General features: G+C 72.2%; 15 protein-coding genes. 7 read left to right on the top strand and 8 right to left on the bottom strand.

What is annotated here, in order from left to right:
• Nucleotides 1-70 precede the first annotated feature (70 nt).
• Nucleotides 71-898 (top strand): bile acid:sodium symporter family protein, encoded by an 828-nt coding sequence (locus ET526_RS13150; protein ID WP_240048386.1) that lies wholly within the window; start codon nt 71-73, stop codon nt 896-898.
• Between the two features lie 47 nt (nt 899-945).
• On the opposite strand, the gene ET526_RS13155 is transcribed toward ET526_RS13150, so the two are convergent.
• Both ET526_RS13155 and metF read right to left on the bottom strand, forming a co-directional pair.
• Nucleotides 946-1,746, bottom strand: coding sequence for a phytanoyl-CoA dioxygenase family protein (locus ET526_RS13155; RefSeq protein WP_135468168.1), 801 nt, complete (start codon nt 1,744-1,746; stop codon nt 946-948).
• Between the two features lie 17 nt (nt 1,747-1,763).
• The gene (gene metF / locus ET526_RS13160; RefSeq protein WP_135468197.1) at nt 1,764-2,705 is read right to left on the bottom strand and encodes a methylenetetrahydrofolate reductase [NAD(P)H]; all 942 of its coding nucleotides are present in this window, start codon (nt 2,703-2,705) and stop codon (nt 1,764-1,766) included.
• A gap of 172 nt (nt 2,706-2,877) precedes the next feature.
• Here metF and ET526_RS13165 point away from each other — a divergent pair, with 172 nt between their 5' ends.
• Nucleotides 2,878-3,672 (top strand): MlaA family lipoprotein, encoded by a 795-nt coding sequence (locus tag ET526_RS13165; protein ID WP_135468169.1) that lies wholly within the window; start codon nt 2,878-2,880, stop codon nt 3,670-3,672.
• A gap of 35 nt (nt 3,673-3,707) precedes the next feature.
• Complete coding sequence (locus ET526_RS13170; RefSeq protein ID WP_135468170.1) at nt 3,708-4,355, top strand: MlaC/ttg2D family ABC transporter substrate-binding protein; 648 nt, start codon at nt 3,708-3,710, stop codon at nt 4,353-4,355.
• Between the two features lie 17 nt (nt 4,356-4,372).
• Here ET526_RS13170 and ET526_RS13175 read toward each other — a convergent pair whose 3' ends face one another.
• From ET526_RS13175 to ET526_RS13190, 4 genes are all read right to left on the bottom strand, one after another.
• Entirely contained in the window at nt 4,373-4,879 is a 507-nt protein-coding gene (locus ET526_RS13175) for a GNAT family N-acetyltransferase (RefSeq protein ID WP_135468171.1), read from the bottom strand.
• Nucleotides 4,880-4,892: 13 nt separating this feature from the next.
• Nucleotides 4,893-6,572 (bottom strand): energy-dependent translational throttle protein EttA, encoded by a 1,680-nt coding sequence (ettA, locus tag ET526_RS13180; RefSeq protein WP_135468172.1) that lies wholly within the window; start codon nt 6,570-6,572, stop codon nt 4,893-4,895.
• A gap of 72 nt (nt 6,573-6,644) precedes the next feature.
• Entirely contained in the window at nt 6,645-7,403 is a 759-nt protein-coding gene (locus ET526_RS13185) for an SDR family oxidoreductase (RefSeq protein WP_135468173.1), read from the bottom strand.
• A 10-nt stretch (nt 7,404-7,413) separates the two neighbouring features.
• Complete coding sequence (locus ET526_RS13190) at nt 7,414-8,391, bottom strand: Bug family tripartite tricarboxylate transporter substrate binding protein (RefSeq protein ID WP_135468174.1); 978 nt, start codon at nt 8,389-8,391, stop codon at nt 7,414-7,416.
• Between the two features lie 285 nt (nt 8,392-8,676).
• On the opposite strand from ET526_RS13190, the gene ET526_RS21530 reads away from it, so the two are divergent.
• A complete protein-coding gene (locus ET526_RS21530) occupies nt 8,677-8,826 on the top strand; it encodes a hypothetical protein (protein ID WP_192898692.1) in 150 nt (49 codons plus the stop codon).
• Nucleotides 8,827-8,897: 71 nt separating this feature from the next.
• Here ET526_RS21530 and ET526_RS13195 read toward each other — a convergent pair whose 3' ends face one another.
• Entirely contained in the window at nt 8,898-10,043 is a 1,146-nt protein-coding gene (locus tag ET526_RS13195) for a TAXI family TRAP transporter solute-binding subunit (RefSeq protein WP_135468175.1), read from the bottom strand.
• A gap of 23 nt (nt 10,044-10,066) precedes the next feature.
• Entirely contained in the window at nt 10,067-12,061 is a 1,995-nt protein-coding gene (locus tag ET526_RS13200; RefSeq protein WP_135468176.1) for a TRAP transporter permease, read from the bottom strand.
• 260 nt (nt 12,062-12,321) lie between these two features.
• Here ET526_RS13200 and ET526_RS13205 point away from each other — a divergent pair, with 260 nt between their 5' ends.
• The 3 genes from ET526_RS13205 to ET526_RS13215 all read left to right on the top strand — a co-directional run bounded on the left by ET526_RS13205 (nt 12,322) and on the right by ET526_RS13215 (nt 15,243).
• Nucleotides 12,322-13,296 carry a TRAP transporter substrate-binding protein gene (locus ET526_RS13205; protein WP_135468177.1) on the top strand — a complete coding sequence of 325 codons (975 nt, stop codon included), beginning with the start codon at nt 12,322-12,324 and terminating at the stop codon, nt 13,294-13,296.
• A 76-nt stretch (nt 13,297-13,372) separates the two neighbouring features.
• Nucleotides 13,373-13,969: a TRAP transporter small permease gene (locus tag ET526_RS13210; RefSeq protein ID WP_240048387.1), complete on the top strand. Its 597-nt coding sequence runs from the start codon at nt 13,373-13,375 to the stop codon at nt 13,967-13,969.
• Nucleotides 13,966-15,243: a TRAP transporter large permease gene (locus ET526_RS13215; protein WP_135468178.1), complete on the top strand. Its 1,278-nt coding sequence runs from the start codon at nt 13,966-13,968 to the stop codon at nt 15,241-15,243. The genes ET526_RS13210 and ET526_RS13215 overlap by 4 nt, the downstream gene beginning before the upstream one ends.
• Nucleotides 15,244-15,250: the final 7 nt, after the last annotated feature.

Consider the following 15,250-nt stretch of genomic DNA (forward strand, 5'->3'; position numbering starts at 1 on the left):
AGGCGCGCTGCTGGCGGCGAGCATCTTCGGCGGCATCCTCTTCCCGCCGCTCGCCGCCGCCCTGCGCGACGTGGTCACGCCCGCCGTCGCCCTGCTGATGCTGCTCGTGCTCCTGCGCGTGGACCCTGCCCAGCTCCTCGCGCATCTGCGCCGGCCGTTGCTGATCGCCCTGCTGGCCGCGTGGATCCTGCTCGTCGCACCCGTGCTCGCCTTCGCCGCCACCCGCGCGCTCGGCCTGGACGGGCCGCTGGGCACGGGGCTGGTGCTGATGGCGGCGGGCTGCGCCGCCACCTCCTGCCCCGCCTTCGCGCGCCTGGTCGGGCTGGACGCGGAGCTCAGCCTGGTGGTGGCGCTGCTGAGCACCGCGCTGGTGCCCTTCACCGCGCCGCCGCTGGCACTCGGCCTCCTCGACCTGGATCTCGCGATCTCGGCCGGCGGGCTGATGCTGCGGCTGCTGCTGGTGGTCGGCGTGCCGGGCCTGGCCGCGGTGCTGCTGCGGCGCCTGCTCGGGCCGGCGCGCCTGGCGCGCGCGGGGCAGGGCCTGGACGGCGCGGTGGTGCTGGTGCTGATGGCCTTCGCCTTCGGGGTCATGGACGGGGTGCAGGCACGGCTGCTGGCCGACCCGCTCTGGGTCGCAGGCGGCGTCGCCCTGGCGTTGGTCGGCAATCTCGGCCTCAACGCCGCCACCGCGCTCGCCTTCCTGCCCGCCGGGCGGAGGGCGGCGCTGACGGCCGGGCTGCTGTCGGGCAACCGCAACATGGCGCTGTTCCTGGCGGTGCTCCCGGCCGAGGCCGACAGGGGCGTGCTCCTGTTCTTCGCCCTGGGGCAGATCCCGATGTTCCTGATGCCGGCCCTGCTGCGGCCGCTCTATCCGCGTCTGCTGCCGCAGGGCGGCTGAGCCCCGCACCCGCCCTGCCGCAGGAAGGGTGGGTGCGGGGGCGGCCGCTATTCCGCGGCCTGTCGGTAGCGCTGCGCGTAGCGCGTCAGGGCGTCGTCGGCCACCGGCTCGATCGGCGTGAAGTCGCGGTGCGCGATCCACTCCGGCCGCGTCGGGGTACGGATGTAATTCGAGACGGCGTTCAGCGTCAGGTACACGATCTTGCGCGGGTAGGGGGTGATGTTGGGTGCCGAGCCGTGCACCAGGTTGCCGTGGAACATCAGCACCCCGCCCGGCTTGCCGGTGGGGGCGACGATGCCGCCCTCCTCGACCAGGCGCGTCACCGTCGCCTCGTCCAGCGTCCAGAGCGGGTAGGAGGTGGTGGCGGTGTCGTGCTCGGCATCCAGCGTGCCGTAGCGCTGGCTGCGGGGGATCAGCATCAGCGGGCCGTTGATCGGCATCACCTCGTCGAGGAAGACCGAGATGTTCATCGCCCGCGGCTCCGGCATGCCGTCGTCGCGCTTCCAGGTGCCGTAATCCTGGTGCCACTGCCAGACGTCGCCGGTGAAGGCCGCCTTGGCGTTGATCTTGAACTGATGCATGTAGAGCCGCTCGCCGAAGATCTGCTCCACGGGGCGGATCAGGCGCGGGTGGGCGCCGAGGAGGCGGAAGGCCTCGTTATAGGTGTGGGCGGCGAAGGCGGTGCGCGGCGCGCCGGACTTCTCGCGCCAGATCTCCGGGCGCTGCTCGCGGTAGATCGCCTCCGCCTCCTGACGGAGCGCCGCCACCTCCTCGGGCGAGAAGACCTCGGGCAGGAACAGCCAGCCCTCGTCATGGAAGCGGCGGATCTCCTGGTCGGACAGCAGCATCGGACCTCTCCTCCTTCTCAGGCCGGGTTCGTCTCCGGCTGTCGCGCGCGCACGCCGAGGATGTGCGCGATGGCGTAGGTCAGGTCGGGCCGGTTCAGCGTGTAGAAGTGGAACTCGCCCACGCCATTGGCCTGCAGCAGCCGCACCTGCTCGGCCGCGACCACGGCGGCGACCATGCGGCGGGTCTCCGCATCCTCGTCCAGCCCCTCGAACAGCCGCCCCATCCATTCGGGAACGCTGGCGCCGCACATGGCGCTGAATTTCCGCACCTGGGCGAAATTCGTCACCGGCAGGATGCCTGGCACGATGGGAACGCTGATGCCGGCGGCGGCGCAGCGGTCGAGGAAGCGCAGGTAGAGGTCGGTGTCGAAGAAGTACTGGGTGATGGCGCGGCTCGCGCCGGCGTCCAGCTTGCGCTTCAGGTTGTCGAGGTCATGCTCGGGAGAGAGCGCGGCCGGATGGGTCTCCGGATAGGCGGCGACGCTGATCTCGAAGGGAGCGATGCGGCGCAGCCCCGCCACCAGGTCGGCGGCGTAGGCATAGCCCTGCGGATGCGGTTCGTAGCGCGCAGCGCCGGCCGGCGGGTCGCCGCGCAGCGCCACGATGTGGCGAACGCCCGCTTCCCAGTAGGCGCGCGCGACGGCGTCAACCTCCTCCCGCGGCGCGCCGACGCAGGTGAGATGCGCGGCCGGGGTGAGGGAGGTCTCGCGCAGGATGCGCGTCACCGTCGCATGGGTGCGCGCCTGGGTGCTGCCGCCCGCCCCGTAGGTGACAGAGACGAAGCGCGGCCGTAGCGGCTCCAGCCGGCGGATGCAGGTCCAGAGCTGGGCTTCCAGGGCCTCGGTCCGAGGCGGGAAGAACTCGAAGGAGAGCTGCGGCGGCGGCAGTTCCGCCGGAGCCGGCAGCGCGCCTGGCCGGGCGCCGGTGAGCCAGGGACGCGGGGTGCCGGCATGGGCCATCCCTCCGCGACGTGAGGAGGAGTCGGGGCGCGGCCCGGCGTCAGGCGGGGAAGGCTGGTCCATGCCCTATCCTCTGCCGGTTCCCGCCGGGCGGTGCAAGTACGGCGCGAGGGGTGGACAGGCTGGGCGACCATTCCGATATAGCGTGCTCCCCCTTCTTCCGGCCTCCCTCATGTCCCCCAGCCCCCTTCTCGTCGCGCTGTCGCTCGTCGCCGTGCTGGCCACGGGCTGTGCCACCCGGCCTCCGGCGGGCGATCCGGAGGCGCTGGCCGAATTCCGGGAAACCAACGACCCGGCCGAGCCCTTCAACCGGGCCATGTACGACGTCCACCAGGGCCTCGACCGCGCGGTGCTGCGCCCGGTCGCCCGCGGCTACCGCACCGTGGTGCCGCAGCCGGTCCGCACCGGGGTGCGCAACGTGCTCGGCAACCTGCGCTCGCCGGTGATCCTGCTGAACGACATGCTGCAGGGAGAGCCGCGTCGCGCCGGCGACACGCTCGGCCGCTTCGTCATCAACTCCACCCTGGGCCTTGGCGGCATCTTCGACGTGGCGAAGAGCCATTTCGGCGTTCCCGGCCACACGGCGGATTTCGGGCAGACCCTGGGGCGCTGGGGGGTGGGGGAGGGGCCCTACCTGTTCGTGCCCGTGCTCGGCCCCTCCAATCCGCGCGACCTGCTGGGCTTCGGCGCCGGGGTCGCCGCCGATCCCTTCTTCTGGGTGGGCCAGGGGGCGGTGGTGGACGGGCTGGCCTGGGGACGCGTCGGGGCCACGGTTGTGGACACGCGCGAGGACCTGCTCGATCCGCTCGACGAGCTGGAGCGCTCCTCGCTCGATCCCTACGCGACGCTGCGCAGCGTCTACCGCCAGCGCCGCCGCGCCATGATCGAGCTGCGGCCGGGGGCGGAGGCGCCGGCCGGCTATGGCACGGGGTTCGGCATCGGAACTGGCCAGGACCAGGGGCGCTAACACCGCGCACCCGCCATCCGACGGGAGAGACTTGCATGACCAAGACCAACCGCCGCGTGCTGCTGTCCGCCTGCGGGCTCGCCCTGGGCGCCGCCCTGCTGCCCCTGGCGCCGATGGCGCGCGCCCAGACCGATCCCGCCAGGGCCGCGGCCTTCATCCAGGCCGTGGGGCAGGAGCTGGTGGCGGCGATCAACAACCCGGCCCTGCCGCATGCCGAGCGGCGCCGGCGGGTCGCCGACATCCTCCGCCAGGCGGTGGACATCGAGGGGGTGGGACGCTTCATCCTCGGCCGCTGGTGGCGCCAGGCGACGCCGCAGGAGCAGCAGGAGTATCTGCGCCTGTTCGAGGAGACGCTGATCCGCAACCTCGCCGCCCGCTTCGGCGAGTATCAGGGCGTCCAGTTCCAGCTCGGCCGCACCCAGCAGCGCACCGAGGACGACGTGCTGGTGAACACCATCATCACCCGCCCCGGCACCGCGCCCTTCGCGCTGGACTGGCGGGTGAGCGAGGTCGGCGGCCAGCCGAGGATCGTGGACGTGATCGCCGAGGGCACCTCGCTGCGGCTGACGCAGCGCAGCGAGTACTCGGCGGTGGTGCAGCGCAACGGCGGCCAGGTCTCGGCGCTGCTTGCCGCAATGCGCCAGCAGATCCAGCAGCTCGCGGCGCGGGAAGGTCAGAGCTGAGCGGGCGTCCCCGCCCTTCAGCGCAGGCTCTCGTAGACCAGCATGCGGTGGCCGTGGTTCATGAACTCCCCGCACTCCCGCATGCCGAGATCGGCCAGCACGGCGCGGGAGGCGTGGTTGGTCTCCCGCGCCACGGCGATGATGCGGGCGAGCCCGGCGCGGTGGCCGAACTCCAGCGCCGCCCGCGCCGCCTCGCGCGCATAGCCCTTGCCGCGGCATTCCGGCCACAGCGCGAAACGCAGGGCGACGCCCCGCCCGTCCGGGCGCTCCATCAGCCCGGCGATGCCGAGGAAGGCGCCGCTCGCACGCTCGAACACGCTCCAGGTGCCGTAGCCGCGCACCCGCCAGAACTCCATGTCGTCCTCGAGCTCCTCGCGCGTCCGCTGGGGCGTGCGGGTGCCGTGCAGCATGAAGCCGAAGACCCGCTCATCCGCCTTCAGGCGGATGAGGTCGTCGAGATGCTCCGGACCGGGGGGCAGCAGGGAGAGCCGCTCGGTGGTGATGGTCCGGGGCCAGTGCAGCATGGCCCGGCCTGCCTCAGCGGGTCAGCGGCTTGTACTTGATGCGGTGCGGCTGGTCGGCCGCGGCACCGAGGCGGCGGCGCCTGTCCTCCTCGTAGGCCTGGTAGTTGCCTTCGAACCACTCGACATGGCTGTCGCCCTCGAAGGCCAGGATGTGGGTGGCCAGGCGGTCGAGGAACCAGCGGTCGTGGCTGATGATCACGGCGCAGCCGGCGAACTCCATCAGCGCCTCCTCCAGCGAGCGCAGCGTGTCCACGTCGAGGTCGTTGGTCGGCTCGTCGAGCAGGATGACGTTGTGCGGCCGCTTCAGCATCTTGGCGAGGTGCACCCGGTTGCGCTCCCCGCCCGAGAGCACGCCGACGCGCTTCTGCTGGTCTGTCCCCTTGAAGTTGAAGGCGGCGACATAGGCGCGGGAGGGAACGCTGCGCTTGCCGATGGTGATGGTGTCCTCTCCGCCCGAGATCTCCTCCCAGACGGTCTTGCTGTCGTCCAGGCTTTCCCGGCTCTGGTCCACATAGCCGAGCTCGACCGTCTCGCCGATCCGCAGGGCGCCGCCGTCCGGCTGCTCCTGACCGGTGATCATGCGGAACAGCGTAGTCTTGCCGGCGCCGTTGGGGCCGATGACGCCGACGATGCCGCCCGGGGGCAGCTTGAAGGAGAGATCGTCTATCAGCAGCCTGTTGCCGTAGCCCTTGCGCAGGTGCTCCGCCTCGATGACGACGCTGCCGAGGCGCGGGCCGGGGGGGATGACGATCTCGGTCGGGTCGGGGGCGCGCTCCTGGCTCCTCGCCAGCAGCTCCTCATAGGCCTGGATGCGCGCCTTGCTCTTGGCCTGACGGGCCTGCGGGCTGCGGCCGATCCACTCCCGCTCCTCGGCCAGCGCGCGCTGGCGCGCCGTCTCCTCGCGCTCCTCCTGCTGCAGCCGCTTGCGCTTCTGCTCGAGGTAGGCGGAGTAGTTGCCCTGGTAGGGAATGCCGCGGCCGCGATCTATCTCCAGGATCCAGCCGGTGACGTTGTCGAGGAAGTAGCGGTCGTGGGTGACGATCAGCACCGCGCCCGGATACTCGCGCAGCGTCCGCTCCAGCCAGGCGACGCTCTCGGCGTCGAGGTGGTTGGTCGGCTCGTCGAGCAGCAGCAGGTCCGGCTTCTCCAGCAGCAGCTTGCACAGCGCGACGCGCCGCCGCTCGCCGCCCGAGAGGTTGGTCACCGGGCTGTCGGCCGGCGGGCAGCGCAGCGCGTCGAGCGCGATGTCCACCGTGCGGTCCAGCTCCCATCCGTTGGCGGCGTCGATCCGCTCCTGCAGCTCGGCCTGCTCCGCGAGGAGGGCGTTCATCTCCTCCTCCTCCATCGGCTCGGCGAATCTGGCGCTGATCTCGTTGAAGCGGTCGAGATCGGCCTTCAGCGCGGCGAAGGCGTCCATCACGTTCTCGCCCACGGTCCTGTCGGGGTCGAGCTGCGGCTCCTGCGGCAGGTAGCCGACCCTGGCGCCCTCGGCCGCCCAGGCCTCACCGCCGAAATCCCTGTCCTGCCCGGCCATGATGCGGAGCAGCGTGGACTTGCCGGCGCCGTTCGGACCGAGCACGCCGATCTTGGCGCCGGGCAGGAAGGAGAGGGTGATTCCCTTGAAGACCTCGCGCCCGCCCGGATAGGACTTGGTGAGGTTCTTCATGACAAAGACGTACTGGTAGGCGGGCATGGCGCTGCTCTGCTTCGGGAGGTTCGGCCGGGGTTCTAACGGCCTCCGCCCCGTCGCGCCAAGGCTCCCCGGTCAGAGGGCCCGGTTCCAGCCTCCATCCACGTCGAGGATCGCGCCCTGCACGTAGCTCGCCTCCTTGCCCGCCAGGAAGGCGACGGCGGCGGCGATCTCCTCCGGCGCGCCGAAGCGCGCCACGCCCGCCTCCTCGGCCAGCGCCCGCGCCGCCGCCTCCGGCGAGAGGCCGCGCGCGGCGGCCAGCGCCTCGATGCGACGGGCCAGGCGGTCGGTGCGGATGCTGCCGGGGTTGACGCAGGCCACGCGCACCCCGTCCCGCACGCCGCGATCGGCCAGGGCCTTGGTCAGGTTCATCAGCGCCGCATTCACCGAGCCGCCGATGGTGAAGTCGGCGCTGGCCAGCCGCCCGCCGATGCCGGCGATCATCACCACCGTGCCGCCGGAGGCGCGGAGATGCGGCCAGGCGGCGCGGGTCAGTCGCACCGCGCCGAACAGCTTCAGCGCGTAGCCATCCGCCCAGGCCGCGTCGTCGAGGGCGAGGAAGTCGCCCCGTTGCGTCGCGCCGGCATTGTTGACCAGGAGGTCGAGCCGGCCGAACCGGGCCACCGCCTCGGCCACGGCACGGCCTGCCGCCTCGGGCTCGCGCAGGTCGGCGGCGAGCCAGGCGGCGCCGGGCAGCGCCGCCGCCTCGCGCGCCAGCGCCTCCGCCGAGCGGGCGAGGAGCAGCACCCGCATCCCTTCCGCGGCGAGGCGCCGCGCGATGGCGAGCCCGATGCCGCGGCTCGCCCCGCTGACCAGCGCCGCGCCGCCGCGCATCCCCGGCGCCTCAGCGCTCGAGCTGGATGTTGGCCTCGCGGATCAGCCGCCCCCACATCTCGGTGTCGCGGACGAGGATCTCGCGCATCCCGGCGGGGGCGCTGCCCTCGAGCTGCACGCCAAGCTCGGCGAGGCGGGTACGCAGCGCCTCGTCGCGCGTCGTTGCCTGCAGCGCGGCGGAGAGCCGGCTGACGATCGGCTCCGGCAGCCCGGCCGGGCCGAACAGCCCCTGCCAGAAGGAAGTCTCGAAGCCCTCCACCGTCTCCGCCACCGGCGGCAGGTCGGGCAGCAGCGCCAGCCGCTCCCTCGAGCTGACGGCAAGACCCCGCGTGTGGCCCTCCCGCAGCGCCGGCAGCGCCTCCAGGATGGCGGCGAACATGACGTGGATGCGGCCCTGGCGCAGGTCGATCAGCGCCGGCGCGCCGCCGCGATAGGGCACGTGCAGCACGTCGATGCCGGTCCGGATGCGGAACAGCTCCAGCGAGAGGTGGTTCACCGCGCCCACCCCGGAGGAGCCCCAGTTCAGCCGGCCCGGATTGGCCTTCGCGTACGCGATCAGCTCGGCGACGCTGCGCACCGGCAGGTCGGGATGCACGTGCAGCACGAAGCCGGTGCGGTAGGCGAGGCCGATCGGCGTCAGCTCCCGCAGCGGCTCGCGCGGCGCGAGGTCGGGCTGCAGGGTCGGGTTGATCGCCAGGGTGGTCGCGCCCATCAGCAGCGTGTAGCCGTCCGGTCGCGCCTGCGCGACGGCCTGGGAGGCGACCGCGGTGGCGGCGCCGGGGCGGTTCTCCACCACCACCGGCTGGCCGAGCTCCTGCTGCAGCCTCTCGCAGATGGCGCGGGTGGAGGTGTCGGTGAGGCCGCCCGGCGGGTAGCCGTTCACCACGGTGACGGGGCGAGTGGGGTAGCGCTCCTGCGCCCTGGCGTGGCTCGCGGCGAGAAGGAGGGTGGCGGTGCCTCCGGTGAGGAGGGTGCGGCGGCCCGGCATGATGGCGTCTCCCTGTTGCTGCGCCTTTGGCGCCTGATCCGCGGAGGCGGACCCGCCGGAACGGTGACTCGGCCGCCCGACGAACGGCGAAAGTGTGATCCGCCAAGGCGGATCATGCCGTAGGATCGCGCGGCCGGAGGCGTCCGGCAAGGAAGGGGCCGAAACCTTCCGCCGCGGCGGCGAACGGAAGGCGCGCTGCGTCGTTCCCGCTCGGTGGCCCGGCGCCGTCCGCCGCGGCCCCGTCCGGAACGGCACGGCATCCCGTACCCAGCAGGAGAGGTCCGCATGGCGAACGAGCCCGATCCCCCCACGAGGCCGGTCCTGACGACGAAGGAGGCACGGCAGGGCACCACCCGCTTTCCGCTACGGCATGTGCTGGCGGTGTCGCTGGCGCTCGCCGTGATCGTGCTGGTGATCGCCTTCCTGGTGGCCTGACGGCTCCCGCCGCGCCGGGGCGGCGCCCGCTTCCGGCCCCACGCCATGGCGGCGCGGGGCCGGGACCGCGCCTATTTCTCGAACACGACGGGCAGGTTCGCCGCGCGCAACGCCTCGGCGCGGGCGCGCATCCATCCTTCGGCGAAGGCCGCCGCCTCCTGCGGGGCGCCCTGGGCATAGCGCCGCCAGGCATCCGCCAGCACCTCCTGGCGGCGGATCAGCGCCTGGTTGTGCGCGTCGTGCTCGTCCTTCCAGGCGCCCGCCTCGCGCAGCGCCCGCACCGCGCCCGGATGGTAGGGCACGGCCCAGTCGAAGCGCTGGCGCTCCAGCGCCCAGCCGTTGTTGCCCGGCGCGGCGCCGGCATAGTCCCTGTAGAAGGCGAGCATGGCGCGGGTGAAGTTGTAGGCGAGCCCTTCGTCGAGCGTCGCGTAGCCCATCAGGATCGGATAGGGATAGGTGGTGCTCTCCACCGGCTTGTCGGGCGTGATGCCCGCACCCTCGCGGCCGACGCCGGGCAGGAACCAGGGGGCGATCTCCCGCAGCCTGGCCCACGCCTCGGTGTCCGAGTGCGGGAAGGTGGGGTAGCGCAGGCCGCGCGGACTCGCCTCGAGCTGGAACAGCGGGCCGGAGATGGAGCTCGCCCAGCCGGCATCGGCCTGGCCGTTGATGATGCCCTGCATCGCCGGGCCGTAGCCGCCGAACTGCACGCGCTGCACGTCGTTCCAGGTGAGGCCGACCGCGGCCATCACCGCCTCGACATTGGCGTTCAGCGCCGGCGCGCCCGCCACATAGACCACGCGCTTGCCGCGCAGGTCGCGCATGGTCTGGATGTTGGCGTCGGCCGCGGTGGCGATGGTGAGGATCTGGTCCGAATTGTTCAGCAGCAGGATCCGTACGGGCTGCGGCCCCCAGTCGCGGGAGGCGAACTCGAACACCCCCTCCTGGCTGAAATAGGTGCCGACGCCGTGGAAGCTCATCGGCACCCGGCCGTCGCGCACCGGCGCCTGCCGCGCCACGTCGTTGCGGCCGGGCAGGATGCGCAGGTTGACGTTCAGGTGCTGCTTCAGGGCGTTGCCGATGGCCACCGCCTGGTTGTAGCCGCCCGAGCCGACATCATAGGCCGTGACGCCGACGGTGCCGGGAAGCTGGATCTGGGGCTGTTGCGCATAGGCCGGAAAGGCCACGCAGGCGGCGAGCGCCGCGAGACGGAGACGCAAGGCGGTTCCTCCCTCCGGTGTCGTTAGGGCGAAGCTTGCCGCAGCGGGGCGTCGGCCGCAACCGCCCCGCCCAGCAGCCGCAGGAGCAGGAGGCTCGCCAGGGCAAGGATGGCCGCGGCGGCCAGCAGCTCGGCATGCGTGAAGCCGGTCAGCTCGCCCCCGGGCAGCGCGAAGGTGAGGCCGGCGAGGCCGAGCAGCGCCCGCCCCAGCACGCCCTGCAGATTGCCGCGCATCGCGCCCACCCCCACCAGGTAGCCCTGCAGCGCCGAGCCGATCAGCACGATGCCGACCAGCGCCGTCACCACCACCAGCGCCACCTCCCCCCAGGTGCCGTGCAGGATCAGCGCCGGGTTCAGCACGAAGAAGAAGGGCACGATGTAGATCGCCATGCCGAGGCGGCTCGCCTCCAGCCCGGTGCGCATCGGGCTGGTCTTGCCGATGCTGGCCGCGGTGAAGGCGGCGAGCGCCACGGGCGGCGTGATGAAGCTGACCATGCCCCAGTACATGATGAAGAGGTGCACGGCGAGCGGGTCGAGCCCCGCGTTCACCAGCGCCGGCGCCAGGGTGATGGCGAGGAAGATGTAGCAGGCCGTCACCGTCATCCCCATGCCGAAGATGAAGCTGGTGATGGCGCCCATCACCAGCAGCACCAGCGGCCGGTCGCCGGCCATGAACACCAGGTCGTTGGCCAGCGTCCCTGCAAGGCCAGTCATTGCGAAGGCGCCGACGATCAGCCCGACGCCAAGCAGGATGGAGACCAGCTCCGCCAGCCCCCGCGCCGCATCCGCAAGGAAAGCTCCGAGCGCACGCAGCCCGAGACGGCGGGAGGGCATGAACTGGTTGATCACCAGCAGGGTCGCGGTGGCGTACCAGGGCGCCAGCGGCTCCTGCTGCTGCGAGAGCAGGAAGAAGATCAGCACCGCGAAGACCAGGATGAAGGGCCAGCCCTCGCGCAGCGTCTCCCGCACCGGGGGAATCTGCGCCGGATCCACGGTGCCGATGCGCCGCCGCGCCGCGTAGCCGTCGATCTGCACCACCAGGCAGAAGTAGAAGAGCAGCGCCGGGATCGCCGCGGCGACGGCGATCTGGGCATAGGGAATGCCGAGGAAGCTCGCCATCACGAAGGCGGTCGAGCCCATCACCGGCGGCATCAGCACCCCGCCCGTGGAGGCGACGGATTCGATGCCCGACGCGGTCGGCGGCGCGAAGCCGGTGCGCTTCATCAGCGGGATCGTGACGACGCCCGAGGTGACGACGTTCGAGATGACGCTGCCCGTGATCGAGCCCTGCATGCCGGAGGAGACGACGGCCACCTGCGCCGCGCCGCCGCGCCAGCGCCCGACCAGGGCGAAGGCCAGGTTGTTGAAGAAATTGCCCGCCCCGGTGTGGATCATCGCGATGCCGAAGACGATGAAGCCCACCACCAGCTCGCCGAAGGCGCGCATCGGGATGCCGAAGGCGCTCTCGAGCGAGAGGATGTGGAAGGCCGCCGCCTGCTCGAACGGCGCACCGAGGGCGGCGAGCGGGCCCGGCATGTGCTCGGCCACCAGGGGATAGAGCGACAGGACCGAGACGATGATGAAGATCGCCATGCCGCCGCCGCGCCGCAGCGCCTCCAGGATCAGCACCCAGAGCAGCGTCGCCACGGCGATGGCGCTGGAGGGGGCGGCGTATTCCCACCCCTCCATCACGATGCGGTCGGAGTTCCAGGCGAGCCAACCCGCCGCGCCCGCGGCAAGGGCTGCGAGGCCCCAATCCGCCAGCGGCACGCCGGGGCGGGTGCGGCGCCAGCCCGGGAAGGAGAGGAAGGCGGCCGGCAGGAAGCAGGCGGCGAGCAGGAACAGGTAGCGGTTGTCGAGGATGACGATGCCGGCGAAGAATTGCAGGTTGAAGAGCTGGTTCACCGCCAGCGCCATCCCGCAGGCGCCGAGCGCGCCCACCACCGCACGCTCCGCCGGCCGCAGCCGCGTCGCCGGGACCGCACGGTCCCCCTGGCCTTCGAGAGCCACCTCCGACATGTCTCTTCCTCCCTGAGACGCGGCTCTCGGCCGCTGCCGCCCCGGCAGGGGCGCCAGCCCGGCGGACGCTCCCTCGGCCCCGTCTAGCCCCTGGGCGCCGCAGAGGCCAAGCCTCGCCACCCCGCCCGTTCCAGGCGGCGGACCGCGCCGGGAGGCCGCGCGGCAGGGGCGGGATTGCCCGAAACCCGTTGCCTCACCTATAAGCCCGCCGCCGCGGGGCCCCATGCGGGGTTCCGCCCCAGGAGGAGGCTTCCCCGAGAATGCACCCGACCCGCCGGGCGGCGCTGGCCGCCGTGCTCGCCGCCCCGCTCTTCGCCGCTCCCGCGCTGGCCCAGACGCAGATCACCATCCAGCACGCGCTGCCGCTCGACAGCCACTACGGCGCCGGCGCCACCGCCTTCAAGGAGGCCTTCGAGCGCGCCACCGGCAACCGCTACCGCGTCGTCATCCAGCGCAACGACAACGAGCGGGAGATGATCGAGAGCGTGCAGATCGGCACGCTCGACTGCACCATCACCTCCACCGGCCCGGTCGGGAATTTCGTGCCGGAGGTGCGCAACGTGGACGTGCCCTTCCTGTTCCGGGACTACGACCATGCCCGGGGCGTGCTGGATTCCGAGATCGGCCAGCAGCTCCTGCAGCGCTTCTCCGCCCGCGGCCTCGCCGGCGTGGTGTGGATGGAGAACGGCTTCCGCCACCTCACCAACTCGCGCCGGGAGGTGAACCGGCCGGAGGACGTGCGCGGCCTCAAGGTCCGCACCATGGAGAACCAGGTGCACATGCGCGCCTTCCAGACCCTCGGCGCGCTGCCGACGCCGATGGCCTTCAGCGAGCTGGTCCCGGCGCTGCAGCAGGGCACGGTGGACGGGCAGGAGAACCCGATCCCCGTCATCGTCGCCAACAACCTGAACCAGGTGCAGCGCTACCTGACGCTGACCGGCCACGTCTATTCGCCGGCGGTGATGATCTGCAACCCCGCGACGCTGCAGCGCCTGAACCAGGCCGACCGCACCGCCTTCATGGAGGCCGCGCGCGCCGCGCAGAAGGCGAACCGCGATCGCGTTTCCGCCGACGACGCGCGCGGGGTGGAGGAGCTGCGCCGCCGCGGCATGACGGTGACCACCGAGGTGGACGGGGAGGCCTTCCGCAGCGCCCTCGCCCCCGCCTTCGCCGAGTACGAGCGCCAGCTCGACGGGGCGCTGCTGCGCCGCATGCGCGAGTGGCGCCCGAACTGACGGGCGGCCTCGGTCCAATCGGCAACGGGGGCGCGGGCCTCTCCCGCGCCCCCTTCCGCGTCGGGGTGGTGGGCGGATGAACGCGATGAACCTGCTGCCGCTGCAGGTGACGGCGCTGGCGACGCTGCTGGTGGTGGCGGTCTCGCTCTGGGCCGGATCGGGCGCCGGGACGCGGGCGGGGCTGCGCCGCGCCGTGCTCGGCCTCGACCGGTTCAGCACCGGCCTCGCCGCCGCCCTCGCCTGCGCGGCGCTTGCGGTGGCCTTCGTCGCCGGGCTGTGGCAGGTGATCTCGCGCTTCGCCACCGCCACCCCCGCCGCCTGGTCGGAGGCGCTGGTGCGCACCGCGCTGATCTGGATGGCCTTTCTCGGCGTCGCCGTGGCGCTGCGCGCGGGCGCCCTGGTCGCCATAGACGTCGCCCACCGCCTGGCACGCGGCGCCGTGCGGCGGGCGCTGGAGGCGGCCTCGCTCGCCGCCACGCTGTCGCTGCTCGGCGTCATGTTCTGGTTCGGCTGGCTGATGGCCGAGCGGGTGCGCTTCCAGGAGATGGCGGGGCTCGAGGTCTCGATGTCCTGGGGCTACGCCGCGATCCCGGTCGGTGCCGTCTTCGCCATGGTGGGGGCGGTGGCGCGCTTCCTCGACCATCGCGCCGCCGCGCCGGAGGCCGCGCCATGAGCGGCGCCATGCTCGCGGTGATGCTGGTGCTCTTCGCCGCCAGCGTCCCCGTCGCCGTCGCCATCGGCATCGCGGCGGTGGTCGGCATCCAGGGCTACACGAACTTCCCGCTGATCGTCGTCGCGCAGCAGCTCTTCGTGGCGCTGGACCGCTTCCCGCTCGCCGCCATCCCCTTCTTCATCCTGGCCGGCAACCTGATGGAGGTGGGCGGCATCTCGCGCCGGCTGGTGGACTTCGCCAAGTCCATTGTCGGCGGCATCCAGGGCGGGCTGGCGGCGACCTGCGTCGTCACCTGCATGATCTTCGCGGCGATCAGCGGCAGCTCGGTCGCCACCACCTTCGCCATCGGCGCCATCATGATCCCGGCGCTGGTGCGCGCGGGCTATCCCGTGCCCTTCGCGGCGGCGCTGCAGGCGACCTCGGCCGAGCTCGGCGTGGTGATCCCGCCCTCGATTCCGATGATCCTCTACGGCGTCACCACCCAGACCTCGATCCCGGAGCTGTTCATCGCCGGCTTCGGGCCGGGCCTGCTGATCTCCGGCAGCCTGGTGGCGACGGTGCTCGTCTGGTGCCGCCTCAAGGGCTGGGGCAAGGGCGACGCCGAGGGGCGGCTGCCCTTCCTCGTCGCCGCCCGCCAGGCCGGCTGGGCGCTGCTGATGCCCGTGGTGGTGCTGGGCGGCATCTACGGCGGCATCACCACGCCGACCGAGGCGAGCGTGATCGCCGTCGCCTACGCCCTCGTCGTGGGGCTGCTGATCCACCGCGAGATCGGCCTGAGGGACCTCTACCCCATCTTCCGCCGCTCGGTGGTGGCGAGCGCGGTGATCCTGTTCATCATCGCCTGCGCGGCGCTGTTCTCCTGGCTGCTGAACCGCCAGGGCGTGCCGGACGCCGCCGCCACCTGGCTCGCCACCAGCTTCGACAGCCCTGGCCTCTACCTGCTGGCGGTGAATGTCTGCCTGTTCTTCGTCGGCATGTTCGTGGAGACCTCGGCCTCCATCATCGTGCTCGCGCCGGTGCTGCAGGAGGCGGCGCAGCGCCTCGGCATCGACGGGGTGCATTTCGGCACGGTGATGGTGGTGAACCTGGCAATGGGCATGGTCACGCCGCCCTTCGGCGTGAACCTTTTCGCCGCGGCGCAGGTGGCCGGCACCAGCATCGACCGGATGATGCGCTACCTGCCGGTGTTCATCGGCGTGATCTTCGCCTGCCTGATGGCGATCACCTACCTGCCCTGGATCGCGCTGGCGCTGCCGCAGCTCGTCTTCCGCTGAGCGGCGG

It is taken from the genome of Crenalkalicoccus roseus, assembly GCF_004761865.1.
Lineage (GTDB): Bacteria > Pseudomonadota > Alphaproteobacteria > Acetobacterales > Acetobacteraceae > Crenalkalicoccus > Crenalkalicoccus roseus.